General features: G+C 74.9%; 23 protein-coding genes and 1 pseudogene. 6 read left to right on the forward strand and 18 right to left on the reverse strand.

Annotation, left to right across the window (positions count from 1 at the left end; translation table 11 throughout):
- Positions 1–93: 93 nt before the first annotated feature.
- On the reverse strand, positions 94–1,509 hold the full coding sequence (locus ACF09E_RS03610) for an FAD-dependent oxidoreductase (RefSeq protein ID WP_392203654.1): 1,416 nt from the start codon (positions 1,507–1,509) through the stop codon (positions 94–96).
- 199 nt (positions 1,510–1,708) lie between these two features.
- On the opposite strand from ACF09E_RS03610, the gene ACF09E_RS03615 reads away from it, so the two are divergent.
- Positions 1,709–2,188, forward strand: a complete 480-nt coding sequence (locus ACF09E_RS03615) for an Lrp/AsnC family transcriptional regulator (RefSeq protein ID WP_392203655.1) — start codon at positions 1,709–1,711, stop codon at positions 2,186–2,188.
- Positions 2,187–2,354, forward strand: a pseudogene (locus tag ACF09E_RS03620) (DinB family protein); the annotation flags it as partial. The gene ACF09E_RS03615 and the pseudogene ACF09E_RS03620, both read left to right, overlap by 2 nt.
- Before the next feature lie 63 nt (positions 2,355–2,417).
- On the opposite strand, the gene ACF09E_RS03625 reads toward ACF09E_RS03620, so the two are convergent.
- A complete protein-coding gene (locus tag ACF09E_RS03625; RefSeq protein WP_392203656.1) occupies positions 2,418–4,478 on the reverse strand; it encodes a SpoIIE family protein phosphatase in 2,061 nt (686 codons plus the stop codon).
- A 477-nt stretch (positions 4,479–4,955) separates the two neighbouring features.
- Here ACF09E_RS03625 and ACF09E_RS03630 point away from each other — a divergent pair, with 477 nt between their 5' ends.
- Positions 4,956–6,725 (forward strand): serine/threonine-protein kinase, encoded by a 1,770-nt coding sequence (locus ACF09E_RS03630; protein WP_392203866.1) that lies wholly within the window; start codon positions 4,956–4,958, stop codon positions 6,723–6,725.
- Positions 6,726–6,839: 114 nt separating this feature from the next.
- Here ACF09E_RS03630 and ACF09E_RS03635 read toward each other — a convergent pair whose 3' ends face one another.
- From ACF09E_RS03635 to ACF09E_RS03650, 4 genes are all read right to left on the reverse strand, one after another.
- The gene (locus ACF09E_RS03635; RefSeq protein WP_392203657.1) at positions 6,840–7,223 is read right to left on the reverse strand and encodes a VOC family protein; all 384 of its coding nucleotides are present in this window, start codon (positions 7,221–7,223) and stop codon (positions 6,840–6,842) included.
- Positions 7,224–7,330: 107 nt separating this feature from the next.
- Positions 7,331–7,678, reverse strand: a complete 348-nt coding sequence (locus tag ACF09E_RS03640; RefSeq protein WP_392203867.1) for an ArsR/SmtB family transcription factor — start codon at positions 7,676–7,678, stop codon at positions 7,331–7,333.
- A 183-nt stretch (positions 7,679–7,861) separates the two neighbouring features.
- On the reverse strand, positions 7,862–8,248 hold the full coding sequence (locus ACF09E_RS03645) for an anti-sigma factor antagonist (protein WP_361860665.1): 387 nt from the start codon (positions 8,246–8,248) through the stop codon (positions 7,862–7,864).
- 8 nt (positions 8,249–8,256) lie between these two features.
- Positions 8,257–8,604 carry an ArsR/SmtB family transcription factor gene (locus tag ACF09E_RS03650; RefSeq protein ID WP_392203658.1) on the reverse strand — a complete coding sequence of 116 codons (348 nt, stop codon included), beginning with the start codon at positions 8,602–8,604 and terminating at the stop codon, positions 8,257–8,259.
- Between the two features lie 86 nt (positions 8,605–8,690).
- On the opposite strand from ACF09E_RS03650, the gene ACF09E_RS03655 reads away from it, so the two are divergent.
- Complete coding sequence (locus ACF09E_RS03655) at positions 8,691–9,521, forward strand: NADPH-dependent F420 reductase (protein ID WP_392203659.1); 831 nt, start codon at positions 8,691–8,693, stop codon at positions 9,519–9,521.
- Between the two features lie 70 nt (positions 9,522–9,591).
- Here the strand turns inward: ACF09E_RS03655 and ACF09E_RS03660 are convergent, their stop codons facing one another.
- The 6 genes from ACF09E_RS03660 to ACF09E_RS03685 all read right to left on the reverse strand — a co-directional run bounded on the left by ACF09E_RS03660 (position 9,592) and on the right by ACF09E_RS03685 (position 14,280).
- Positions 9,592–10,218, reverse strand: coding sequence for an isochorismatase family protein (locus ACF09E_RS03660; protein WP_392203660.1), 627 nt, complete (start codon positions 10,216–10,218; stop codon positions 9,592–9,594).
- A 119-nt stretch (positions 10,219–10,337) separates the two neighbouring features.
- Positions 10,338–11,270 (reverse strand): hypothetical protein, encoded by a 933-nt coding sequence (locus ACF09E_RS03665; protein ID WP_392203661.1) that lies wholly within the window; start codon positions 11,268–11,270, stop codon positions 10,338–10,340.
- A complete protein-coding gene (locus ACF09E_RS03670) occupies positions 11,267–12,544 on the reverse strand; it encodes a DUF2306 domain-containing protein (protein WP_392203662.1) in 1,278 nt (425 codons plus the stop codon). Before ACF09E_RS03670 ends, ACF09E_RS03665 begins: the two co-directional genes overlap by 4 nt.
- A 131-nt stretch (positions 12,545–12,675) precedes the next feature.
- Complete coding sequence (locus tag ACF09E_RS03675; protein ID WP_392203663.1) at positions 12,676–13,191, reverse strand: PadR family transcriptional regulator; 516 nt, start codon at positions 13,189–13,191, stop codon at positions 12,676–12,678.
- Between the two features lie 21 nt (positions 13,192–13,212).
- Positions 13,213–13,668: an STAS domain-containing protein gene (locus tag ACF09E_RS03680; RefSeq protein ID WP_392203664.1), complete on the reverse strand. Its 456-nt coding sequence runs from the start codon at positions 13,666–13,668 to the stop codon at positions 13,213–13,215.
- A gap of 195 nt (positions 13,669–13,863) precedes the next feature.
- The gene (locus tag ACF09E_RS03685; protein ID WP_392203665.1) at positions 13,864–14,280 is read right to left on the reverse strand and encodes a nuclear transport factor 2 family protein; all 417 of its coding nucleotides are present in this window, start codon (positions 14,278–14,280) and stop codon (positions 13,864–13,866) included.
- Positions 14,281–14,494: 214 nt separating this feature from the next.
- Between ACF09E_RS03685 and ACF09E_RS03690 the strand changes: the two genes are divergently transcribed.
- Positions 14,495–16,078, forward strand: coding sequence for a serine/threonine-protein kinase (locus ACF09E_RS03690; protein WP_392203666.1), 1,584 nt, complete (start codon positions 14,495–14,497; stop codon positions 16,076–16,078).
- A gap of 33 nt (positions 16,079–16,111) precedes the next feature.
- Here the strand turns inward: ACF09E_RS03690 and ACF09E_RS03695 are convergent, their stop codons facing one another.
- Positions 16,112–17,524 (reverse strand): aminopeptidase P family protein, encoded by a 1,413-nt coding sequence (locus ACF09E_RS03695; RefSeq protein WP_392203667.1) that lies wholly within the window; start codon positions 17,522–17,524, stop codon positions 16,112–16,114.
- Between the two features lie 171 nt (positions 17,525–17,695).
- On the opposite strand from ACF09E_RS03695, the gene ACF09E_RS03700 reads away from it, so the two are divergent.
- On the forward strand, positions 17,696–18,679 hold the full coding sequence (locus ACF09E_RS03700; protein WP_392203668.1) for a LuxR family transcriptional regulator: 984 nt from the start codon (positions 17,696–17,698) through the stop codon (positions 18,677–18,679).
- Here ACF09E_RS03700 and ACF09E_RS03705 read toward each other — a convergent pair.
- The 5 genes from ACF09E_RS03705 to ACF09E_RS03725 all read right to left on the reverse strand — a co-directional run bounded on the left by ACF09E_RS03705 (position 18,627) and on the right by ACF09E_RS03725 (position 25,302).
- Positions 18,627–20,729 (reverse strand): prolyl oligopeptidase family protein, encoded by a 2,103-nt coding sequence (locus ACF09E_RS03705; RefSeq protein WP_392203669.1) that lies wholly within the window; start codon positions 20,727–20,729, stop codon positions 18,627–18,629. The genes ACF09E_RS03700 and ACF09E_RS03705 overlap by 53 nt on opposite strands.
- A gap of 4 nt (positions 20,730–20,733) precedes the next feature.
- Positions 20,734–21,282 carry an FABP family protein gene (locus tag ACF09E_RS03710; RefSeq protein WP_392203670.1) on the reverse strand — a complete coding sequence of 183 codons (549 nt, stop codon included), beginning with the start codon at positions 21,280–21,282 and terminating at the stop codon, positions 20,734–20,736.
- 111 nt (positions 21,283–21,393) lie between these two features.
- Positions 21,394–23,463 (reverse strand): iron ABC transporter permease, encoded by a 2,070-nt coding sequence (locus ACF09E_RS03715; RefSeq protein WP_392203671.1) that lies wholly within the window; start codon positions 23,461–23,463, stop codon positions 21,394–21,396.
- Positions 23,464–23,467: 4 nt separating this feature from the next.
- Entirely contained in the window at positions 23,468–24,445 is a 978-nt protein-coding gene (locus tag ACF09E_RS03720; RefSeq protein ID WP_392203672.1) for an iron-siderophore ABC transporter substrate-binding protein, read from the reverse strand.
- Positions 24,442–25,302 carry an ABC transporter ATP-binding protein gene (locus tag ACF09E_RS03725; RefSeq protein ID WP_392203673.1) on the reverse strand — a complete coding sequence of 287 codons (861 nt, stop codon included), beginning with the start codon at positions 25,300–25,302 and terminating at the stop codon, positions 24,442–24,444. The genes ACF09E_RS03720 and ACF09E_RS03725 overlap by 4 nt, the downstream gene beginning before the upstream one ends.
- Between the last annotated feature and the right edge of the window lie 109 nt (positions 25,303–25,411).

A 25,411-nucleotide genomic window follows, 5' to 3' on the forward strand; every position in this document is an offset into this window, starting at 1 on the left:
CCGATCACCCTCGCGGGCGGATGACCGGTCGGCCTGTCCCAGGGTGCGGGCTCCGGGACCGTCGGACCGTCTCGCCGGCGCCCGGGGCGTCGCTCAGGTCTCGTCCAGCGGGCGGGTGGCAGGACCCTGGAGGACGCTGCCGTCGGCCGCGAACCGCGAGCCGTGGCAGGGGCACTCCCAGGTTCCCTCGGTCTCGTCGAAACCCAGCTCGCAGCCCCGGTGGGTGCAGCGCGGGGCCGTCCGCCGACCGGCCGCGTAGTGGCGCGCCACCTCGGACTGGCGGCGGACCACGCCGGGGATCTCCCGTACCGGCAGGTGGCGGCGCGGGTCGACCAGCTCCGTCCAGGCGGGGCGCGGGGCGCCGGTCACGTGGGCGGCGAGGAGCGGGCCCGCGGCGATGCCGTTGCTGAGGCCCCAGCCGCCGAAGCCGGTGGCGAGGAAGACGTGCTGGGTGTCCGGGTGCTCGTGGCCCACGCAGGGCATCCCGTCCGGCGTGTACACGTCCTGGGCCGCCCACCGGTGGGTCTCCGGGGCCTCGGCGAAGCCCGGCAGACGCCCGCGGGCCCATGCCTCCAGCCGGTCGTACCGCTCGCGCACGGCCCCGCTCCCCGGCTCGGACGCCTCACCGGCCACCATCAGCAGGCGCCTGCCGTCCGGCAGCGGGGCCGACCGCACCGAACGGGTGCCGTCGTCGTCGACGGCCAGGTACATGCCGTACGGAGCGTGGTGCGCGTCCACGGACGCGGCGACGACCAGCTCGCGCCGCACCGACAGGCGCACCAGGAGGCTGCCGTGGCAGCGGAGCGGGAAGTGGGTGGCGAGGACGACGTCCCGGGCGTGGACCGCGGTTCCGCCCGCCACGTCCAGGCGGCATTCGGCGCCGTCGTGGAGACCGGTGACCCGCGTCCCCTCGTGGAGGCGTCCGCCGCGCGCGACGACGTCGTCCGCGAGGGCGAGGAGGAGGCGGCGCGGGTGGAGCTGCAGCTGGTCCTCCACCCGCACGGCGGCCGCGACCGGGAACGGGAGTCCCGTCTCCGTGACGGCGGTCGCCTTCAGACCGGCCTCCGCGGCGGCGTGCGCCTCCTCCCGGATCCCGGCCGCGTGCCCCTCGTCGGCGGTGCAGGTGAAGGCGGGCCTGCGTTCGACGTCGGCGTCGACGTCGAGGTCCGCGCAGAGGCCCACGGCCCGGCGCAGGGCGTCCTCCTGCGCGTCGGCGTAGAGGGCGGCGGCCTCCACGTCCAGACGCTGCCGCAGGCGGGCGTAGCAGAGGCCGTGGAGGGAGGTCAGGGCGCCGGACGCGTGCCCGGTCACCCCCGCCGCGACCCGGTCGGCCTCCAGGAGGACCACGTCGGCCCCGGCCAGGACCAGCTCCCGTGCGGCGCACACCCCGGCCACCCCGGCGCCGACGACGGCGACGTCGGCGACGAGGTCGCCGTCCGGGGGCGGGTGGGGGGTGCCGGGCGGCGGCGCCGACGTCATCCCGTACGGGGTCCCGGATCCGCGTCGCATGATCGCTCCTCTCCGCGGTGCCCGGCGGCCGGCACGCGGCGTTCCCCCGCTGTCTCCTTCCAGCGTCCGGCCGCCGTCCCGTTCCGGCCACTCCCGTGGGCCCGGGGCACCCTGGAGGAGCGCGTTCCGTACCGGAGTGAAACGATTCACCACCCAGGTATCCCGTACCGGACCGCTGCACAGAGGAGGCCCCTGAAACATGGCCGTGGACGAGCTCGACACCCGGATCCTGCGGCTGCTCATCGAGCAGCCGCGCACGAGCGTGCGGGAGTACGCGCGGATCCTGGGCGTGGCACGGGGCACCGTCCAGGCCAGGATCGACCGGCTGGAGCGCGACGGGGTGATCACCGCGACCGGCCCGGTCCTCTCCCCCGCGGCCCTGGGCCACCCGGTGCTCGCCTTCGTGCACGTCGAGGTCACCCAGGGGCACCTCGACGAGGTCGGCGACGCCCTCGGGGCCGTCCCGGAGATCGTGGAGGCCTTCTCCATCACCGGCGGCGGCGACCTCCTCACCCGCGTGGTCGCCCGCGACGCCGGACACCTGGAGGACGTCATCCAGCGCCTGATCCGACTGCCCGGGGTGGTCCGCACCCGAACCGAGATCGCCCTGCGGGAGCGGGTGGCCCACCGGCTGCTCCCGCTGGTCGAGTCGGTCGGCCGACGTCCGGATCCCCTCTGACGACGCGACGCTCGACACCGTCGGCCACTGCACGTACCCGCACGGCAGTGATCCCGAGGACCCGTTCCTGGAGACCGTCTGGTGGGTGAACCAGGAACTCCTGCACCACGGGGCCGAGATCGCCCTCCTGCGCGAGCTGTACCGGCTCCGGCACGTGGGCGACTGACCCCGGCCCTCCCCGGGGCGTCCCTCCGTCACCGGCGCCGACTCGGCTACTCCGTGCGGGAGTTCAGTCGACGGTGCGGGCCATCAGGATCGCCACGTCGTCCTGCGCGGGCCCCGTCAGGAGTCTCTTGAGGATCTCGTCGCACAGCACGTCCAGCGGACGGTCCAGGTGCCGCAGCGCGCGGCCGAGCTGGCGCATCCCCTCGTCGAGGTCGCGGTCGCGGGCCTCGATGAGGCCGTCCGTGTAGAGGACGAGCAGACCGCCGGCGCCCAGGGCGACCTCCTGGGTGGCGAAGTCGTGGGCGCCCGTGCCCAGCGGGGTCCCCGGCCGGCCGTGCAGGAAGGTGACCGTCCCGTCCGGGTCGGCCACGGCCGGCGGCGGGTGCCCGGCGCGCGCGATGACCCAGCCGGCGGTGGCCGGGTCGTGGACGGCGTACACGCAGGTCGCCATCGTGTCCTCGCCGATGTCGGCGACGACGGCGTCCAGGGAGCCGAGCATCTCGGCCGGCGGGATGTCGTGGCGGGCCAGGGTGCGTACCGCCGTGCGCAGTTGGCCCATGACGGCGGCCGCGTGGATGCCGTGTCCCATGACGTCGCCGATGACGAGCCCCGTCCTGCCGCCGGGCAGCGCGATGACGTCGAACCAGTCGCCGCCGACGTCGTGGGCGCTCGCGGGGAGGTAGCGGCCGGTGAGTTCGAGCCCGGTGACGGCGGGCAGCTCGCTGTTGGTGAGGCTGCGCTGGAGGGTGAGGGCGGCCTCCCGCTGGGTGGTGTAGAGGCGGGCGTTGTCGATGTTGAGGGCGGCGCGGGCCACGACCTCGTCGATGAGGACGCGGTCCTGGGCGTCGAAGGGCTCACGGGTGCGCAGCCGGGTCACCGTGACCGAGCCGAGCACCTGGCCGCGGGCGACCATGGGGACGAGGCGGGCCGAGCCGATGCGGGTGGCGAAGTAGGTGCGGAGCGCCTCGGTGCGCGGGTCGGTGAAGAGCTCGGGGATGTCGGTGGTGTGGAGGTCGGTGGGCCGTCCCCGGGCGACGACCTCCTCGTACACGGAGTCCAGCGGGATCTGGAAGGTCTGGCCGGGGACGAGCAGGGCGGTCGGGGCCGTGGGGTCCGGGAAGCGGGCGGCGAGGCGCCGGAGTACCCCGCGCGTGGACGCGACCGGGTCGTCCGGTTCGAGGACGGACTCCAGCATCTGCACGTCCGCCGAGTCGGCCAGCTGCGGCACGAGGAAGCGGACCGCCTCCTCCGCCGTGCGCCGCAGGTCCAGCGTCGTGCCGATCCGGGCACCCGCCTCGGCGAGCAGGGCGAAGCGGTGGCGGGCCCGTTCGACCTCGGTGTGTGCCTCCTGGCTCTCGGTGATGTCGACGAGGGAGGCGATGAGGCCGAGCGACCGCCGGTCGGCGCGGTCGACGAGCGGGGCGTACGAGCAGGACCAGATGTGGTCGCGGTCGGGGTCGGCGGGGGTGCGGCCGACGCGGCGGGCGTCGACGACGGCGTGCCCGCTCTCCATGACCTGGAGCATCAGGGATTCGAGCGAGGCGGCGTTGACTCCGGGGACGACCTCGGTGAGGCGGCGGCCCACGTGCTCGGGGGCGGGCACCCCGTTCATCCGGGCCAGCGCGTCGTTGACCCGGAGGAACCGCAGGTCGGGGCCGAGCAGGGCAAGCCCGATGGGCGACTGGGTGAAGAGGCTCTCCATCGCCGCGAGGTTCTCCCGCATCCGCAGGACCTCGGAGGTCTCCACCGCGATGAGCAGGGCGCCCGGGCGGCCGGCCGGGTCGGCGGCGGGCACGATCCACATCTCCATGGCGATCGTGTGGCCGTCGCGGTGCCGGACGGGCAGGGTGCCGACCATCGTCTCGCCGGCCTGGACGCGCAGGGTCAGCCGCTCGGCGAGCTCCCGGTTGGCGTCGGGGACGAGGAGCGGCGTGGCGAGCCGTCCGAGCACGTGCTCGGGGCGGTGCCCGAGGAGGTCCTGCGCGGCGAGCGACCACTCGACGATGCGCCCCTCGGCGTCCTCGCGCCACAGGGCGATCGGGAGCAGCTCGCGGAGCACGCCCGCGTCCCCGACGGCCGCCCGGGGCGGCTGTGGAACCCTGCTCGACGGCTCGTGAGTCTCCAACGCATCGACCTACGCATCGGCCCGGCCCCTGGGGGCGCATTCCCTGTCGAATCACCCTAGCCGAGGAGTCGGGGGCGAGCGCTGCCCGGTGCGGCCGATCGATGGGTCGGGCGCGGCGCGTGCGGACGGCGCGGGGCCCGGGTGGGAGGGGGATGCCGGGGACGGGACGGGCCGCCCGGTGCCCGGGGATCGCGCGCGGGGCGGTACGGTCGTCGCCGACACGGAGGCCGGGTCCGCCGCCGGTGCCGGCCGGGGGCGGAGGCGGTGGCCGGCGCCGCGGGCGGTGGCACGGACGGCCCGGGGCCGGGACGGCACCACGGACCGGGGTCCTGCGGGCCGCCCGGGCGCCACCGGGTCGACGAGTACGGCGAAGTGGGCGGGACCGGGCCTCGGCCCGCCGCCCGGGGGACAGGGGTACGAGTGAACAGAGTGATCGACGGTCGTTTCGAGCTGGTGGAGCGGCTGGGCGGGGGTGGGATGGGGACGGTCTGGCGCGCCCGCGACCTGGCGCTCCACCGTGACGTGGCGGTCAAGGAGGTGCGGCCGCCGGACCCCGCGCTCGCGGCGCACGACGTCGAGGGCGCCCGGACCCTCCGGGAGCGCGTCCTGCGCGAGGCGCGCGCCCTCGCCCGGATCGACCACCCGAACGTGGTGACCATCCACCACATCGTCGACGCGGGCGAGGGCACCTACCCCTGGCTCGTGATGGAGCTGGTCACCGGCGGATCGCTCCAGGACCGGCTCGACCGCGGCCCGCTGACCCCGGTCGAGGCGGCCGTGCTGGGCCGCGAGCTGCTCTCCGCCCTGCGGGCCGCCCACGAGCGGGGCATCGAGCACCGCGACGTCAAGCCGCCCAACGTCCTGCTGCGCCCCGACGGGCGGCCGGTGCTCACCGACTTCGGGATCGCCGCGATCCAGGAGAACACCGTCCTGACCGCCTCGGGCTCGATCATCGGCTCGCCCGACTACATGTCGCCCGAGCGGATCCGCGGGGGCGGCGGCACCGGTCCGGCCTCCGACCTGTGGTCGCTCGGCATGGTGCTGTACGTGGCGGTCGAGGGCCACCACCCGCTGCGCCGGGAGAACACCCTCGCCACGCTGGCGGCGGTCCTCTCCGACGACGTGCCGCCGCCGCGGCGGGCCGGCGCGCTCACGGACGTCCTGGCCCGGCTGCTGGTCCGGGAGCCGGACGCGCGGCCGGACGCGGCGGAGCTCGACCGCGTGCTCGCGGCGGTCGCGGCGCAGGACCCGGCGGCGGGCGGAGTCGCGCCGAGGGATGCGGAGTCGGTGCGGGACAGGCCGCCGGCCCCCGTGGACGGCGCCGGCGCGGCACCCTACGGCGGCCCCGCGGGGACCGGGGGGCCGCCGTACGGCGCGGGCGGGACGACCTCGTTCCATCTGGCCCCTCCGGCGGCCGCGGGCGGGGCTCCGGGCTTCTCCCCGTCGCCGTCCCAGGGCGTCCCGGGCTCCTTCGGGCCTCCGCCGACCGTCCCTCCGGCCGGGTTCGCGTCCTCCGCGGGCTCCCCCGCGACGGCGCCCTCCGCCGCCTCGGCCGGCGGCGGCCCGCGCCGGCGTACCGGCAAGGTCGTGGGGGCGGCCGCGGCCGTGGTGCTCGCCGTGGGGATACCGGTCGCCGCCCTGTCGTGGGACTGGCGGCCGGACGACCCGGGGAGCGGGCCGACCGGCACGTCCCCGTCGCACCGGAGCCCGGTCGCCCAGGGGCCCGGCGCGTCCGCGACGCCGACCGCGGGGACGACCCCGTCGACGGAGCCGTCGGAGGACTCCGGGCCGGTGAAGAAGGACCTCCTGACGCCCGCCGGGATCCGGGCCGCCATCGCCGCGATCAAGGAGGCGTCCGGCGGGACCATGGTCACCAGCTTCGTCGTGTACCCCGACTACGCGATCGCCGAGTCGGTGGTCAAGGGCAGTACCAAGCGGTACGACCGGTACATGTACCGGGGCGAGGACGCCGCCGTCCGCCAGGGCTCGGGCACGGCCTTCCCCGGCTCGGTCCCGGTCGACCTGAACGACTTCGACTGGGACGTCCTGCCGGCCCTGATGAAGCGGGCGGACAAGGAGCTGGGGATCGACGAGCCCACCAGCCGGTACTTCCTGCTCAACCCCGCCTCGTCCGTCTTCGGGACCAAGCCGGGCATGAGCGTCTACCTGTCCGACGGGTACGGCTCCGCCTATCTGACGGCCGACGCGAAGGGCCGGGTGACGGCGACCTACCCCCGCGAGAACTGACCCGCGCGGACGCCGCCGGCTTCGCGACGACGCCCGCGCCGAGAACCCGCCCCGCCGCGCGGGAGGACGTACGGTCCCGGCCCGGGCGGCGGTGCGCGGCCGGGCGGTCCCCGTTCAGGCGGGGGTGGCCGCGCGGTCGGACGTGCTGCGGAGGACGCAGAACTCGTTGCCCTCGGGGTCGGCGAGGACGGCCCAGCCCGTGCCGTCGGCGTCGCGGTGGTCGGCGGCGAGGGTGGCGCCCAGCGCCAGCAGCCGCTCGACCTCCTCGTCGCGCGAGGTCGTCGGGCGCAGGCACAGGTGGAGACGGTTCTTGACCGTCTTCGCCTCCGGCACCTGCTGGAAGTAGAGGACCGGCCCGTCGGGGAGCTCCACCTGGGTCTCCGGGGAGCCCGGTCCGCTCTCCGGGTCCAGCGGACCGCCCGTCACCCCGCTCCAGAACCGAGCCAGGCCATAGGCATCCGTACAGTCGATCGCGACGTTCTGCACCACTGCGTACATGCTGCTCAGCGTGACGCACGCCGCCACCCGCCGACAAGCGGGGGGCTTGATCCGGAGGCGGGCCGGGAGCACCGCGGACCGCGCGTACGCGTGCCGGGCGGGATCCGTCAGGGGTTCTCCTCCCGGGGCGCCGGGGCCCGCAGGCCGTCGAGGTGCTCCGCCCGGCCGGCGAGGACGCCGGAGAGGATCAGCCGTGCGGTCCGCAGCAGTTCGGACACCTGAGGGCTCGTCAGCGCGTAGTACACGGCGGTTCCCTCGCGCCGGGCGACGACCAGGTCGGCCCGGCGGAGTACGGCCAACTGCTGGGAGAGATAGGCCGGTTCGACGCCGGTGTCACGGAGCATCTCGGCGACGCCGTGCTCGCGTTCGCTCAGCAGCTCCAGGACGCGGATGCGGACGGGGTGTCCGAGAGTCTTGAAGAACTCGGCCTTCAATCGGTAGAGCGACACACTCATCGCACCCACCCCGCACGTCGACCCGGCACTCTGCAGCATGGCCCCATCCTCGCCCCTGCCGCGGCGGAAACCCACCAGGGACGGCGCCGGACCGGATCATGGCCGGAACCTGCCGGGTCCGTCCGGCGTCCGGATGCCCGCCTGACCGGAATCGGACGGTGCGCGCGGCGTCGGCGGTGCGGATCAGGCGGTCGGCCAGGCGTCGCTGCGCCAGGCCCGCTGCTCGGCGCCCGCGTCGCGGTGCGCGGCGAGCGCCGCGGCCAGGTCGCGGTGGATCGGGACGGGGGGTCCCTCGCCCGCCGGGACCAGGGATCCGTCGGCGGGTATCGCGGCCAGTTCGAGGGCGCGGCCCGCCGCCCGCAGCCGGAGCGCGGCCTGCGCGACGGCGACCTGGCCGCCGGCCGACCAGCCCCGCAGCCGGGTCAGGTCGAGGACGACCGGTCCCGTGCCGCGGGCGACCGCCCAGCCCACGGCCCCGCTGAACCGGCTCACGGCGTCGGCTCCCAGGAAGCCGGCCAGGGACAGCACGCCCAGGTCCTGCTGGACGGTGTAACGCCATTCGATGGTCATGTGCGTCGTCATCCTTCTCGTACGGCGGTCGCTGCGGAGGCACGGGTGGGCCGCTGGGGCGGCGGGGCGGAGGCGATCCCGGCGAGGATCCGCCGGGCGGCCCGCATGAGCGGGGCCACGTCGCCGGCGGCGAGGGCGTACACGACGGTGGAGCCCTCGCGGGTGGCGGTCACGATGCCGGAGCGGCGGAGCACGGCGAGCTGCTGCGAGAGCGCGGCCGGCTCGACGTCGATCCGGGTGAGGAGGTCCCGGACGGGCAGGGGTCCGCCCTGCAGCAGTTCGAGGACCCGGACGCGCACGGGATGGCCCAGCATGCGGAAGAGCCCGGCCTTGGCCTGGTGCAGCGGAACCGGCACGGTGTCCTCCGGGGGCGCGGGGTGCGCGGGCGGTCGCCGCGGTCCGGCGGGCAACCACGGGCGCGGCCCGACCAGGATGTATCGAATTGCAGGATTGTGCAATTTACCTATGTCACGTTCTGAGACGGTCCGGTCCCGACGGCACGGGAAACGGGCCCGCGACGCCGGGAACAGACGCCGGGTCGCGGTGGCTGCACCAGAGGACCGGAGCGGGCAGCCGGGACGGAAGACCGGAACGGACAGAAGGAAGCACCATGAAGATCGGCATCATCGGCGCCGGCAACATCGGCGGCAATCTGACCCGCCGCCTCACGACCCTGGGCCACGACGTGTCCGTGGCCAACTCGCGCGGCCCGGAGACCCTCGCCGCACTGGTCGAGGAGACCGGCGCCCGCGCCGTCACCGCCTCGGAGGCCGCGCGAGGCGCCGAGATCGTCGTCGTGACGGTCCCGCTGAAGAACGTCCCCGACCTCCCGGCCGGGTTCCTCGACGGCGCGGCGGAGGGGTTCGCGGTCATCGACACCGGCAACTACTACCCGCGCGAGCGGGACGGCCGGATCGCCGCGATCGAGGACGGGGGCCTGACGGAGAGCCGCTGGACCGAGCAGCGGATCGGCCATCCGGTCGTCAAGGCGTTCAACGGCACCTACGCGCAGGACATCCTGGACCGGCCGCGCCCGGCGGGTGACCCGGAGCGCCTCGCCCTGCCGGTGGCGGGCGACGACGCGGCGGCGAAGGAGAAGGTGCGGCTCCTCGTCGACGAGCTCGGCTTCGACTCGGTCGACGCGGGCGGGATCGACGACTCCTGGCGCCAGCAGCCCGACACCCCCGTCTACGGCCTGCGGGAAGGTGTGGACGGCGTGGTGAAGGCACTGGCGGAGGCCTCGCCCGAGCGCCCCGAGGGTTTCCGCGGCTGACCGCGCACCGGCCGGCGGCGATACGGCGGCCGGCACCGGGCCCCCTGCCGTCCCCGCTCCCCCACCGGTCTCAGCCGACGGGCGGGGCGGGGACGGGGGCCGCGAACGTGACGTCGGAGGCCCGCACGGTGGTCTCCGCGTCGCTGCCCAGGGCGTAGGCCGCGACCCGGGACACCGTCGCCGCGGGGACCGCCTCGCTGATGCCGGGCGCCGCCGGCACGTCCTGGGTGGCGTGGGCGTCGTGCGGGACGACGACCCGGTAGTCGCGCGCCAGAGCCGTGCGCGCCGTGGCGTACACGCACATCTCGGACATCACGCCGCAGACGGCGATCGCCCGCACCCCGGCGTCGGCGAGCACGGTGCCCAGCGCGGTCTCCTCGAAGCCGTCGTCGTGCGGCTTGCGGATGACGAGCTCCCTCGGCCCGGGCTCCACGGGGTGGTGCAGCTCCCAGCCCGGCGTGTGGAGTTCGTCCTCCGCGCCGGGCTCGCCGTCGTTCTGCAGGTGCACGACCAGCGCCCCGTCCCGGCGGGCGCGCGCGAGGAGGTCGGCCGTGCGGTCGACGAGCCGCGCGGCCGCGGGCACCGCCCCGTCACCGGTGACGAAGGCCGCCTGCACGTCCACCACGATCAGGGCGTCCACGGGCGGGAGGTCCGGGGTCTCCCCGGGGGGCGGTGCGGTCTCGGCGTACTGGCTCATCCGGCCATGATCCCGCCCACCGGCCCCTGCTGCCAGGTGATTTCGGACCGTACCGCCCTCGGGCAGCGCGCGTTCCCGGGGGGCGCGTTCCTGATCCGGCCTGGCCGGCAAGGCGCCCCCTAGGCCGTGCCCTCCGGGGTCGCCGCAGGCGCTTCGGACCCGGTGCCGGACGGCGCGGCACCCGCCCGGCGGCCGGCGCGGGCGAGCAGCCAGTGACCCGAGAGGCCGGTCGTGAGCAGCCCGGTGACGAGGGCGACGAGGGAGGCGCCCGGACCCGAGGTCCAGTCGACCGAGCGGAAGTGGACCGCGAGGACGACGGCCGCGGCGAGCGCGATCAGCGGCACGGCCCGCAGCGCGGGGCGGATACGGGTCAGATCGTCCTCGGCGAGCGCGGCGAGGACGCCGACGCCCAGGGCGAGCGCCCACACGCCGAGGCCCTGCGCGTCCGCCCGGTTCACCGTCCACGGCACGAGCGCGCCCCAGAAGCCGGGGAGGACCAGCAGCCCCGCGCCGATGCCGAGCCATCCCGAGCCGACGACGGCGAGCGGCGGCTTCGACCAGCCGGGCAGCGGAACTCCGGTCGGCTCCGGCGCGCCCGTGGATCCGGCCGTCGGGCCGACCGAGGACGTCGGCGGCCGCCGGTACTGCGCGAGGAGGCAGCCCACCGCCCCCAGGGCGAGCAGTCCGAGCACGGCGACCCAGCCGAGGCTGAACAGGGCGACGAACAGCGGACCGCCCTCGACGGCCCGGAGCGAGCGGCCGTTCACCACACTCACGGCGAACAGGCCGACCAGCACGATCACCGTCGGCAGCACCAGGCTCCGTGCCTCCTCCCAGGCGCGGGTCCGCCCGAGGTTGAGGAGCGCGGGCGCCACCCCGGCCATCGCCGCCCCGACGAGTCCGGGGCTCAGCGCATCCGGGGAGACCCAGGCGCCCGCCGCGTAGCCGAACAGGCTGGTCACGGCCAGCAGCGCCCCGGTGGCGAGGCTGACGCCGCCGACGACGGCGCCGAGGACGACGATCCCGGGCGACAGCTCCCTCCTCGCGGTCATGCGGCGCTCTCCTTCCCGCCGGCGCGGACACCGGCGGGAGTCCCGGCACCGGCGCGCGCACCGACGGCCGTCCCGTCGCCGCCCTCGTCGTCCGGGGCTCCGGTCGTCGCGTCGGCCGGACGGCCGGCGGACCCGCCCCGCCGCCTGAGGACCTCGCGCCCGTGCAGCACCCGCAGGCTCACCACCGTGACCGCCGCGTACGACAGCATCCCGGCGCCGATGCCGACGCCCGCGATCAGGGACGTGAGCCGGTCGAGGCCCATCGTCCGCTCCAGGACCGGCACGGTCAGCGCCGAGAAGGCGGGCGCCAGGCACTGGGCCGCCAGGTGCAGCCGCCACTCCTCGCGCGCCCAGGCCGCTCCGCGGGCGCGGGCCCGTGCCGCCCGGACCGCGACGACGGCGTAGATCAGGACGTACGGGACGAGGTAGGCCACGAGCATCCGCCGCCCCTGCGTCCCCTGGCCGAGCAGCGCGTGGGCGATCCATCCCAGGCCCGCGGCGCCGAGGACGTGGGCGGCGGCGAGGACCGGGCCGGGAGCCCAGGTGCCGGTCAGGCCGGGGACGTCCGTGCGCCGGTCGAGGGCACGCGACGCCAGCAGCGCGCCGAAGGCGACGAGGGCACCGAGGTGCATGATCGCGACGCGGTTGACGTCCTGGAGGGGCAGTCCGGGGTACAGGGCGGGCAGCGCTCCCCACTCCAGGCGCAGCAGCGGAGCGGTCATCAGGAAGCCGTAGCAGAGCAGCAGCCAGCGCTGGTGCAGGTCCGGGAGGCCGCGCAGGGCGGCGAGGACCCCGAAGGTCACGCTGCCGACGGTGCCGACCAGGATCGTCGCGAGGACGATCCAGAACGAGGCGCCGCTGAAGGCCTCCTCCGGCGGGGTGCGCAGGAGGTAGAGCGCGGCGCCGCCCATCGACACGTACACGGTGACGGCGAAGACGGTTCCGAGGACCCGGTGCAGACGGATCCGGCGGCGCACCGCCGACAGGAGCTGCACCGGGCCGAGGAGCATCAGCAGGCCGCCCAGGACGGAGTGGACGATCAGCGGGACCAGACTGCGGGTGTACGGCCCCATCCGGTCGCGGACGGCGTCGGCCACGAACTCCGCGGAGACCGTGCGGCCGAGGAGCCACTCGCCGAGGGCGGGTGCCCCGGGGGTGGCGTACGGCCAGAGCTCGGTCATGGCGATCGGCGCGTACACGAGGCAGACCGCCGTCACGGCGAGCGCGGACGCCCGCCCCCACCTGGTCCCCGTGTCGCTCCTCGGACGTCCCACGGCGCATCCCCCTTCCGCAGCCTCGCGTGCCACCCGGCCGCGATAGTCACTTCTGGACTATGGAGGAAGGTAGGGCGGGGCGCCGCCGGGGTCAACCGGTCGGTAACGACTGCCCGGCGCGGAAACGGGGATCAGGTCTCGCGGTCCTCGACCCAGCCCCAGAAGTCGACCATCATCCGCTCGTACCGGATGCCGAACTCCAGGGCCTCGCGCTGCCCGCGCGTCAGCAGCTCGCCCACCTCGCCGGCGAGGGCCTCGTACGCGTCCAGGGTCCGCCGGTGCTCCTCGATCTGGACGGGGGCGTGGACGGCGGGGCTCGCCCCGAACCAGAGCTTGAGGATGCCGCGCTCGCGGGCCTCGACCGGCACGAAGGCGGGGTCGGCCAGCCAGCCCCGGAGCGCCGCCGCCCCCTCGTCGGTGAGCCGCATCAGCCGCCGGTTCCGCCCGCCGGGCTGCCTGGCCTCCGAGAGGAGCCCCGCCTCCAGGAGCCGGTCGCACTGGGCGTAGACCTGCGCGTGCGGCATCGACCAGAACGGCGCCACGGTCCGCGCGGCCTCCACCTTCACGTCGTACGGGCTGGCCTCGCCCAGTTTGTCGATGATCCCGAGGACGAGGAAGGAGGGCGTGGTCAGGCGGACTTCAGACATGCGTCGACGGTATCGCGCGGACTACGGGAGGGGGCGGCGCGCGCCGGGGCGGTACGGGCGGGGGCCGGCCGGGTCCCAGCGGAGGGCGCCGACCGCCGGCAGCGCGGCCACCGGTCCCTCCTCCCACGCGAACGGGAGCACCCCGACCGGATCGCTCTCCGGGCACAGGACCTCGCCGAGCGCGGTCAGGCGGATGAGCCGGAGGATCCGCGGCTGGTCGCAGAGCAGCCGCCAGCGCGCTCCGCGCCGGCGGGTGCCCGCGGCGCACTGGGCGAGCAGGCCGAGGCCGGTGGCGTCGCAGAAGGCGAGGCGCCGGATGTCGACGGTCAGGGCGTCGGACTCCCGCACCAGGGCGTCGAGATCGGGCCGCAGATGGCGGACGAGCACCAGGTCGAGTTCGCCCCGGAGGGCGGCGACGGTGACGCCGCCGATGGAACGGACGGCCAGACAGGGGTCATGACGGGGAATCAGCTGCATCGGGTGCTCCACAGGGTGGCTCCGTGTGTCGCTTCGAGCCTGGCCGCCGCTCTCCGGGAAGGGACGTTTCGCCTCGGCCGCTGTCACCTGAATCGGTGAATGCGGGCGCCCCTTCCCCTCGTACGGGCGACCGGTGTGCGTACGTCTGCGCACCCGGGGGTGCGGGGGCGGCGCCCCCGGACACGGTCCGGCCGCTCAGTGCCCGCCCCCGTCGGCACCCGCCTCGGCGAGCGCTTCCGCCTTGATGCGGTCGAACTGGGCGCCCATGGCGGCCGAGAGCGCCTGCGCGGCGGAGAGCGGCCTGACCATGACGGTGAAGTCGTCGATCCTCCCGTCCTCGTCGAAGTGGAGGAAGTCGCAGCCGTTGATCTCCATGTCGCCGACCTTCGCGGTGAAGACCAGGGCGTGGTCCCGGCCGTCCTCGCCGGCGATCTCGCGCACGTAGGCGAAGTCGGTGAAGACCCGCATGACCCCGCGCAGGATCGCCGCGGTGATGGCCTTGCCGGGGTACGGACGGAAGGCCACCGGGCTGGTGAAGACGACGTCCTCGGCGAGGAGGGCCTCGATGGCGGCGTGGTCACGGTTCTCGACGGCGACGCGGAAGGGATGCATGACAACTCCTATGCAACTTTTTGATTAGGTGCAGATGCAGCTAACCTCATCGTCCGGAAGACGTCCAGGGGCCCGAGGCCCCCGCCTCTGCGCCGCGTACGAAGCCCCACCGCGTACGCCCGAAACGTGATCGTCCGCGAGTGACGACGGGCGGCGGGTCGGCCATACTGGCCCGCGGCATTCCCACGGGGGCGTGCCGCACAGGGGGTGGCGAGTGGACGGCGTCGACCTGCCGGAGCGCATCGGCGACTACGCCGTGGAGCGCGAACTGGGTTCCGGCGGCATGGGAACGGTGTACCTGGCACGGTCGCGGGGCGGGCGCACCGTGGCGGTCAAGGTGGCGCGCCCCGAGCTGGCCGCCGATCCGCACTTCCGTGCCCGGTTCCGCGCGGAGGTCGACGCCGCCCGCAGGGTCGGCGGGTTCCACACGGCCCAGGTGGTCGACGCCGACCCGGACGCGACCGCTCCCTGGCTCGCGACCGCGTACATCGCGGGGCCGACGCTCGCCCGGCAGATCGCCGAGCGGGGCCCGATGGACGAGGCCCGACTGCGGCTGCTCGGCGCGGCGCTGGCCGAGGCGCTGCAGGCCATCCACGGGTGCGGCCTGATCCATCGCGACCTCAAGCCCGGCAACATCATCATGGCCGAAGACGGTCCACGGGTGCTCGACTTCGGCATCGCCCGGGCACTGGAGGCGACCCGGCTGACCTCCACCGGGGCAGCCTTCGGCACCCCCGGCTTCCTTGCTCCCGAGCAGGCCCAGGGGCTCGAAGTGGGCGGCGCGGCCGACGTGTTCGCGCTGGGCGGGGTGCTGGTGGCGGCGGCCGGAGGACAGCCGTTCGGGGAGGGCACCCCCATGATGCTGATGTACCGGGCCGTGCACGAGCCGGCGGACCTGTCGGCGCTGCCGCCGGGCATCCGCCCGGTGGCGGCCGCATGCCTGGCCAAGGACCCGGAGCGAAGGCCCACTCCCCGGGCACTGCTGGACCTCCTCGCCCCGATGAGCACCGCGGGGCCGGCGCCGGACGCGGCCGCCCACCCGGCGACCGAGGTCTCCCCGGCGACACCCCCGCCGGCGCCCTCGCCGGCGCCGACCGCCGTGTCGGCCGCGGCACCGGTCGCGGCCGGGGGCCTCGCCGGCGCGGCGACCGTCCCGGCCCGCCCGGGAGCAGCGGTGGAGGTCCCCGGGTCTCCTCCGGACAAGCGGCCCGTCGGTCGGGTCGTCGCGGCCGCCGCCGGAGCACTGCTCGTGCTCGGCGGCGCGGGGTACGCCGTCTACGCGTACGACGACAGCTCCTTCCCCCCGGCCACGCACGAGCTCGTGCTGCCCGAATCGATGGTCGACGGCGCCTACGGGCGCGACGTCGAGTCCCGGCTTCCCCCGGACCCGCTGCCGGACGACATGGGCCAGAAGGGGGCGACGCACTATTCCGCCGACTACACCGTCACGAGCACCGGCACCGAGAAGGGGGTCGCGTTCCGCACGGTGGAGGTGTACGGATCGTCCGGACGGTACAAGGATCCGGAGGAGCACCGGGACGGCCTGATGGACGCGATGACCGTCACGGGCAGCGAGACCGTCGGCGATCCGCCCCGGACGATCAGGCCGCCCGGCTCGGACGTCGACATCCGCTGCACGACGGTGGACGCGAAGACCGTGTGCGGCTGGGGCGACCCCAACTCGACCGTCGCGATCCGGTTCACCCCGAGCGCCCCCCTCGAAGCGGCGGCGGAGGAGACCCGGAGGATACGCGCCGAGATCCGCAGGCCGATCGCGACCTCGACGGCCTCTCCCTGACCGCCGGGGCCGCGGTCCGCTCCCCGGACCGGGTCAGCCGGCGAAACGCGCCATCCACGACTCGACCTCGGCCGAGGAGCGCGGAAGGCCCGCCGACAGGTTCTCGTGGCCCTCCTCGGTGACGAGCAGGTCGTCCTCGATCCGGACGCCGATGCCCCGCCACTCCTCCGGCACGGTCAGGTCGTCGGGCTGGAAGTACAGCCCCGGCTCCACGGTGAGCACCATCCCCGGCACGAGGACGGCGTCGACGTACTCCCCCGTGCGGGCCTGCGCGCAGTCGTGGACGTCCAGGCCGAGCATGTGCCCGGTGCCGGCCATGGTGAAGCGGCGCTGGAGGCCCAGCGCGTACGCACGGTCGGCGGGGCCCTCGATGAAGCCCCACTCCACGAGCCGCGCCGCCAGACTGCGCTGGGCGGCCTCGTGGAAGTCGCGGTACGGCGCCCCCGGCCTGACCGCGGCCATCCCGGCCTCCTGCGCCTCGTACACGGCGTCGTACACCCGGCGCTGGACCGGGGTGAACGTGCCGCTGATCGGGAGGGTGCGGGTCACGTCGGCGGTGTAGAGGGAGCGGGTCTCCACGCCCGCGTCGAGCAGCAGCAGTTCGCCGGGCCGGACCGGGCCGTCGTTCTCCGTCCAGTGCATGATCGTGGCGTGCTCCCCGGCGGCGCAGATGGAGCCGTAGCCGACGGCGTTGCCCTCCAGCCGCGCCCGGCGGAAGAAGGTGCCCTCGATCCACCGCTCGGACGAGGCGACGGCCCGCGACAGCTCGCCGACGCAGTCGGTGAACCCGCGCACGGTGGAGTCGACCGCCTTGCGCATCTCGCCGACCTCCCATGCGTCCTTGACGAGCCGGAGCTCGGACAGCGCCTCCTCCAGCTCGTCGTCCCGGTCCTCGTCCGTGGTGACCGCCGCCTCCAGCGCCGGGTCGACGCCGCGGACGATCCGGGTGGGGACGCCGGTGGCGGCGGCCAGGTCCTCGGCGGCCTTGCGGACGTCGCGGCAGGGCAGCCCGAGGACCGTCCCGGCCTCCGCGAGCGAGCGGCGGCGGCCCATCCAGAGCTCGGCCGTGTAGCCGATCCAGAACTCGTCGTCGTCGCGGCCGTCGCGCGGCAGCTGGTAGCAGTAGGCGTCGTGGCCGCCGTCCGCGCGCGGTTCGAGCACGAGGGCGCCGTCGCGTGCCTGGTCACCGGTCAGGTGCACGTACCCGGTGTACGGGCGGAAGGGGTACGTGTCGTCGTTGGAGCGGGTCTTGAGGTTGCCGGAGGGGATGACGAGCCGCTCGCCGGGGAAGCGCGCGGAGAGCGCCGCGCGCCGGCGGGCCGCGTACGGCGCCTGCTCGTCGGGCACGAGCCCGCGCCGCTCGGTGTCCGCCCAGCCCGACCTCATCAGGGTGGAGAGCTCCTCGGAGACGCCTTCGTAGAGGCCGTTCTTGCGACCCTTCGCCACGTCCTGCACCTTCTTCCGGATGGGATTCCTCGACCGCCGCGGTCCGGCGACCCCCGGAAGGTACTCCCCGCCGGGGGCCCCGGTTGCCGAGAACCGCCACTGGCACGAATCGGCCATCCGGGGGCACGGCGCGGGTGCCGGCCCCGGATCGGCGCAGTCGATAATCGGGGCATGGCGAACGAGAGACTCGGTGAGGCGCTGCGGCTGCTGGGGATCGGGGAGGAGGCCTCCCTGGTGTACCGGGTGCTCCTGGAGTGCGGGCCCGCGCCGTTGCGTGCGGTGGGGGATGCGGCCGGGCTCGGGGAGCGGGCGCTGGCCGAGGCGTACCGCGAGCTGGTCGACTGCGGTCTCGCCAGTGCCGCCGAGGAGGGGTCCGACGTGGTGGCCCCGGTGCCGCCGGCCGCGGGGCTCGAGATCCTCGGGCGGCGGCGGGCGGCCGAGCTGGACGCGTCCCGGATCACCGTCGGGGGCGCGTTCGAGTCGTTCCGGCGGCAGCGGCTCGCCGGGTACCACGACCCCCTGGTGGAGGTCGTGACCGGGGACGCCATCGGGCTGCGGATGCGGCAGGCGTGGGCGAGCGCCCGGGAGCAGATCCGGCAGTTCGACTCGCCGCCGTACTTCCCCCTCGTCGGGGCCACGGAGGACGCGCTGGCCACCCTCGCGCGGGGGGTGACCCAGCGGGTCGTGTACTCGCGGGAGTCCCTGGAGCACCCCGGGCGGCTGGAGCACTCGATCGAGCCGTGCGTCGAGGCCGGCGAGCAGGCCCGGGTCCTTCCGTCGGTGCCGGTCAAGCTCGTGATCATCGACGACGCCTACGCCCTGGTCGCCCTGTCGATCAGGGAGACGGACGTGTACAACACGATGCTGGTGGTCCAGCCCTGCGGCCTGCTGTCCGCGCTGGTCGCGCTGTTCGAGCAGGCGTGGCAGAACGCGCTGCCGTTCCACGGGCGTTCGGCCCGGCCGGCGGGGCTGCTGCCCGCCGACCGGCGGCTGCTCCGGCTGCTCGCGGCGGGCGCGGGCGACGAGGTGATCGCCCGGGAGATCGGCGTCAGCCGTCGTACGCTCTTCCGTCGCGTGCAGGTCCTGATGGCCAGGCTCGGCGCTACGAGCCGGTTCCAGATGGCGCTGCAGGCGCAGCGGTCGGGGTGGCTGTGAGCGGTCCGGGGATGGCGGGCGCCGTCGTGCCCGCCGCGAGCCGCTGCCACAGGTAGGTGTGCACGAGCGCGCTGTTGTGGGCGGCCTGTTCGTTGTCCCCGGCGCCCGCGTGTCCCCCGCCGGTGTTCTCGTGGAAGAGGACCCGGTGGCCGAGCTCCCGCAGCCGGGCCGCGGTCTTCCGGGCGTGCCCGGGGTGGACGCGGTCGTCGCGGGTCGAGGTCATCAGCAGGACCGGAGGGTAGTCCCGGTCCGCCGCGATCCGGTGGTACGGGGAGAGTTCGAGCAGGTGGGGGAGGTCGGCCTCGTCGTCCGGGTCGCCGTACTCGGCGATCCAGGAGGCGCCCGCGAGGAGCTTGTGGAAGCGGGTCATGTCGAGGAGCGGGACCTGGGCGACGATCGCGCCGAAGAGCTCGGGACGGCGGGTCAGCATGGCGCCCATGAGGAGGCCGCCGTTGCTGCCTCCCTTGGCGCCCAGCATGGCCGGGGTGGTGATGCCGCGGGCGACCAGGTCCTCGGCGACGGCGGCGAAGTCCTCGAAGGCGCGCGGGCGTTCGGCGCCGAGGGCGGCCTGGTGCCAGTCGGGTCCGTACTCGCCGCCGCCGCGGATGTTGGCGATGACGTGGGTGCCGCCGCGTTCCAGCCAGGCCCGGCCGATCACCCCGCCGTAGAAGGGGGTGAGGGAGACCTCGAAGCCGCCGTAGCCGTAGAGCAGGGTGGGCCCGGGGCCGGGCTCCGCGGTGCGGTCGGGGCCGACGACGAAGTACGGGACGCGCGTGCCGTCCCGGGAGGTCGCGAAGTGCTGGTCGACGGTGAGGCCGGTGGTGTCGAAGCGGTGCGGGGCCTGCTTGAGGACCTCGGAGCCGCCGCCGATCCGGCCGTGGTGGAGGCTGGAGGGCTGGAGGAAGCCGGACACGTCGAGGAAGTACTCGTCGGAGACGTCCGGGTCGGTGTCGACGATGCTCACGGCGGAGAGCGGCGGCACCCCGACGAGCGGCTCGCGGGTCCAGCCGGCCTCTCCGGGGGTGAGCACCTCGATGCGGGTGCTGACGTCCCGCATCGTCTCCAGGAGGAGGTGGTGGCGCGTCCAGGTGTGCCCGGCGAGGGCGGTCCGGGCGTCCGGCGTGAACAGCACCTCGGGGGTGCGGTCGCCGGCCAGGAAGGCGTCGAAGCCGAAGGCGAGCAGCGAGCCGGTCGGCTGCCCGAGCCACGGGGACTTGAGGGTGACGATCAGGTGCTCGCGGTGGGCGTAGGCGCTCGCGTCCTCGGGCACGTCGATCCGGGCGAGGGTGCCGTCGGGCCGCAGGAGGTACGTCTCGCTGCGGTAGAAGTCCAGGGAGCGGCCGACGAACTCCCGCTCGAAGCCGGGCGTCGTGTCCCGGTAGCCCCAGGCGGCCACGTCCGCCGGGTCGGCCTCGTAGACGAGGGGCGCGTCCTCGACGGGTGTGCCGCGGCGCCAGCGGCGGACGGTGCGCGGGTAGCCGGAGTCGGTGAGCGATCCCGGGCCCAGGTCCGTACCGACGAGGACGGCGTCGTCTCCGGCCCAGCCGATCCGCGTCTTGGCCTCGGGCAGCGTGAAGCCGTCCGCGGTGAACTCCTTCGCGGCGAGGTCGAACTCGCGCACGACGACGGCGTCCCCGCCGTCCCTCGAGAGCCGCACCAGGGCCCGGTCGCAGGCCGGCCTGCGGACCCGGGCGCCGTCCCAGACCCACTTCTCGTCCTCGGCGGCGGCCAGCGCGTCGACGTCGAGGAGCACCTCCCACTCGGGGTCGTCCGCGCGGTACCGCTCCAGGGTGGTCCGCCGCCAGACTCCGCGCGGGTGGTCGGCGTCGCGCCAGAAGTTGTAGAGGTGCTCGCCGCGCCGCACGGTGTACGGGATCCGGTCGGAGGCGTCGAGGACGTCGCGCAGGCGTGCCTTCAGCCCCGCGAACCCGGGGTCGGCGGAGACCGCCTCGGCGGTCTCGGCGTTCCGTTCGGCCACCCAGGCGAGCGCCGCCTCTCCGGAGACGTCCTCCAGCCACAGGTACGGGTCGTGGTCGTTCGGGCTCTGCATGGGTCTACTTCCCGTCCTCGCGTCGCAGCCGGGCCGACAGGTGGTGCTGGAGCCGGTGTCCCACCGCGGCCAGGTCGTGGACGAAGTCCAGGGTGTCCTCGTCCGCCGGGGTGTAGCGGCGGCGGGTGGCCTCGACGTTCTTGGCGGTGGGGGCGAGGGCCACGGTGTGGGTGGTGAGGTCGATCGCGCCGTCCTCGACGCGGCCGACCAGGATCTCGGCGATGCCGGTGGGCTGGGTGATGAGGGCCTCGATGACGCCCTCGGGCTTGAGGCGCCACCAGCCGCTCTCCCGGGCCGCGGGGCGAACCGGGGCGCCGTCCGCGTCGATCAGCCAGGCGCGCGCCTCGTAGTGGAGGAAGGGGCGGCCGTCGTGGCTGAAGGTGACCTGCTGCGCGTACGCGAAGTCCTCGTCGAGCGTCGGGTACCCGCCCGTCCCGGTGCCGGTCCAGGTGCCGAGGAGCCCGGCGACCGGGACGAGGAGCTCGTGCGGGGCCGGCGCCGCGTCCGGCCGGAGGGCGTCGGGGTACGGGTGCTGCCGGTCGCGGTCGGTCATGGTGCGTACTCCTGGGTCGAGGCCTGTGCCGGAGGGCAGCTTAGGTCGTCCGCCCTCCGGTCCGGCGGCGCGGCGCTCCCCGTGAGCCCGACCCGATCGGCATGACGCGGCCTAGCCGCGCCGGCTCCGTACCAGCAGGTAGAGGAAGTACGGCGTGCCGATGACCGCCGTCATCAGGCCCGCGCCGAGCTGGGCGGGGGCGATCACCGTGCGGCCCACCAGGTCGGCGGCGCAGACGAGGACCGCGCCGAGGAGGACGGAGACCGGGACCACGCGCGCGTGCGGGCGGCCGACCAGGGCGCGGGCCGCGTGGGGTGCGACGAGGCCCACGAAGCCGATCGTTCCGGCGGCGGCGACGGCGGTGGCGGTGAGCAGGACGGAGAGGACCAGGAAGCCGAGGCGGCCGCGGCCCAGGTTCAGGCCGAGGAGCCGCGGGGTGTCGTCGTCGAGGGACACCAGGTCGAGCTCGGTGCGGCGGGCGGCCGCGACGACGACGCCCACGGCCAGGACGGCGGCGAGGGGGACGATGTCGGGCGTCGTCCGCCCGTACGTGGAGCCCGAGAGCCAGGTCAGCGCCTTGGTCGCGTTGAACGGGTCGGTGAGGATGATCAGGAGGCTGATCAGGGCCGCGGCGCCGGTCGCGACGCCGAAGCCGACGAGGACGAGCCGGTTCTGCCGGAAGCCGTCCTTGGCGGCGAGCCCGAAGACGAGGACGGAGCTGGCGGCGGCCCCGGCGAAGGCGGCTCCCGCCACGCCCCAGGAGCCGACCATGGGCACGGTGGTGACGAGCAGGACCGCGCCGAGCGCGGCTCCGCCGGAGACGCCCAGGATGCTGGGTTCGGCGAGCGGGTTGCGGGTGACGGCCTGGACGAGGGTGCCGGCCAGGGCGAGGGCGGCGCCGGCGAGGAGCGCGGCGAGGACGCGGGGCACCCGGGTCTCGAGGACGAAGGCGGTGGTCCGGCCGGCCTGTCCCTGCACCCAGTTGAGGAGGTCGCCGAAGAGCAGCTTGGCGTCGCCGAGGAGCAGGGCCGCGACGGTGACGCCTACGAGGACGACGACCAGGACGGCGGTGGTGGTGAGGAAGGCGGTGCGGCTGCGCAGGCGCAGCCGGTCGGGCGCGGAGGCCGCGGCCGTGTCCCGGGTGCGGGTCGCCATCACGATGAGGAAGACCGCGCCGACGACGCTGGTGACGACGCCCGTGGGGACGGCGACGGCGACGTCCGCGGGCACCAGGACCCGCAGGATGACGTCGGATCCCAGGACCAGGGCGGCGCCGGTGAGTCCGGCGACCGGGAGGCCGCCGCGGGTCCGCGCGAAGGCTCGGAAGCGCCGGGCCAGCGGCCGGACGAGCGCGGGCGCGCACAGTCCGACGAAGCCGATGGGTCCGGCGAGGGTGACCGCGGTCGTGGAGAGGAGCGCGGCGAGCACCACGGCGGTGAGCCGGGTGGCGCGGACGGGCACGCCGACGCCGCGGGCGGCGTCGTCGCCGAGGGCGAGGGCGTCGATCCGGCGGCCGAGGAGCAGGAGTCCGAGGACGCCGGCGACGGCGATCGGCAGCATCTGGAGGACGCCGTCGAAGCCGCTCTGGGCGATGCTGCCCTGGTTCCAGTGGTAGATGCCCTCGGTCTGCTGGGGGAACAGCAGCAGGAGTCCTTCGGTGACGGCGGTCAGGCCGAGTGTGAGGGCGCTGCCGGCGAGGACGAGCCGGACGGTGCCGGTGCCGAGGCCGGACAGGCCGAGGACGACGGCGGCGGCGGCGAGACCGCCGACGAACGCGAGGCCGGAGGAGGCGAGCAGCGGCAGCGAGACGCCGGTGGCCGAGGCGAGTCCGAGGACGAAGTAGGAGCCGGCGTTGACCGAGAGGGTGTCCGGTGAGGCGAGGACGTTGCGGCTGACGGCCTGGAGGGCGGCGCCGGCCATTCCGAGCACGGCGCCGACGAGCAGGCCCGCGGCCATCCGGGGCAGCCGGGAGGCGACGACGACGGACGCGTCCGTCGCGTCGGCCTGGCCGGTGAGCGCCTTCCAGACCTCGGCGGCGCCGACCGCGGCCGTGCCCTGGGTGAGGTCCACGACCGCGAGGACGGCGACGAGGAGGACGAGAGCGGCCGTCACCGGGGCCGCGCCCGTCCGGGACGGGGCCGTCGGCGGACGGGTGGCGGGGGTGGTTGCGGTGACGGCCATGGTGCTACTTCGTCAGGGCGGCGACGACGGAGTCGACGTACTTGTTCATCGAGCCGGGACCGCCGAACATCCAGACGCCGTCGGGCAGGCGGTGGACGTTGCCCTTCTTGACGAACGGCAGCGAGGTCCAGACCTTGTCCTTGGCGAGGACGCCGGTGAACGGGTTGCTGGAGGCGTCGCCGTCGTTGCCGATGTAGGCGAACTGCACGTCGCCGATCTTGGTGAGGCCCTCGACGTCGGTGGCGCCGAGACCGTAGGCCGGGTCGCCCTTGACCGTCCAGGCGTTCTTCAGGCCGAGCTTCTCGTTGACGGCGCCGATGAGCGAACCGCTGGTGTAGGGGCGGAGGGAGACCTGGTTGGAGACGACGTACCCGTCGGCGAAGGCGTACTTCGCACCGGCGAGCTTGGCGTCGGCGAGGGCCTTGCGGCCCTCCTCCAGCTTCGCCTCGAACTGCTTCTTGAGCTCGGTGGCCTTGTCCGTGGTGCCGGTGGCCTTGGCGATCAGGTCGAGGTTCTTGGTCATGGCGCCGATCGGGTCGGCGGCGTCGGCGGCCTTCACCTCCAGGACCGGGGCGATCTTGCGCAGCTGCTTGACGGCGGCCGGCGGCAGGTCGGAGGTGGCGAGGATGAGGTCGGGCTTGAGGGCCGCGATGGTCTCCATGCTCGGCTCGCCGCGGGTGCCGATGTCCTTGGGCTCGTTCTTCAGCGGGACGGCGGTGTCCCAGGTCTTGTAGCCCTTGACGTCGGAGACGCCCACCGGGTCGACGCCGAGCTCGATGAGGTGCTCGACGACGTTCCACTCGGTGCCGATGACCTTCTTGGCGGGACCGTCGAGCTCCACCTTGGCGCCGGTGGCGTCGGTGAGGGTGATGCGCTCGGTGGTCTTCTTCGCGTCGTCGGCGGCGGGCTCGGTGGTGCCGCAGGCGGTGAGGGTGAGGGCCGCGGTGGTGGCGACCGCCGTGGTGAGGAGGAGGCGTCTCATGAGGTGCTGCTGAGCCTTTCGCTTCGCGAGTGGTGCCGGCCCAGCGCACGGGTGCGGAGCCGGCCGGTGAGGGGATCGGTGTCGACCTCGATGCGGATGCCGTACGTGTCGGTCAGCCGCTCGGGCGTGAGGACGTCCGAGGGGCTGCCGTCGGCGACGACGCGTCCCGTGTCGAGCAGGACGATCCGGTCGGCGACGGCCGCCGCCTGGTCGAGGTCGTGGAGGACGGCGCCCACGGCGATGCCGTGGTCGTCCGCCAGGTCGCGCATGAGGTCGAGGAGTTCGACCTGGTAGCGCAGGTCGAGGTAGGTGGTGGGCTCGTCGAGGAGCAGCACGCCCGTCTGCTGGGCGAGGCAGCCGGCGAGCCAGACGCGCTGGAGCTGGCCCCCGGAGAGGTGCTCGGCGCCGCGCTCGGCGAGTTCGGTGACGCCCGTCATGGCGAGCGCGCGGTCCACGGCGGCCGTGCCGCCCGGGTCGGCCCGGCCCCAGCGTCCCCGGTAGGGGTAGCGGCCGAACTCGACCAGGTCGCGGACGGTCAGCCCGCTGGGGGTGGGGCGTCCCTGGGTGAGCAGGGCGACGTGCCGCGAGAACTCACGGGGGCTCAGCGCGAGGGCGTCCAGGGCCCCGTCGAGCAGGAGCGCGGCGGAGCGCGCCGGCTGTAGGCGCGCGAGGGTGCGGAGCAGCGTCGACTTGCCGCTGCCGTTCGGTCCGACGAGGACCGTCACCTCGCCGGGGCGCAGCGTCATGGCGGCGTCGTGGACGACGTCGACGCCTTCGTACGCCACGGTGACGCCCGTGGCCGAGAGTTCATGACCGGGGGGACGGGGAGTCGCGTCGGTCTCTTCACCTGCTTGCACGTCGAGGAGGTTAGCCTAACCTTACCGATAGGCAAAAGGGGGCCTCCGGTCGAGGGCGCAAGGCGCATTCCGGCCAAGCTGCCGCCGCTGTCTTGTTTCCCTTCCGCGG

Source organism: Streptomyces sp. NPDC014891, from assembly GCF_043081085.1.
In the GTDB taxonomy this organism is placed as follows: Bacteria; Actinomycetota; Actinomycetes; order Streptomycetales; family Streptomycetaceae; genus Streptomyces.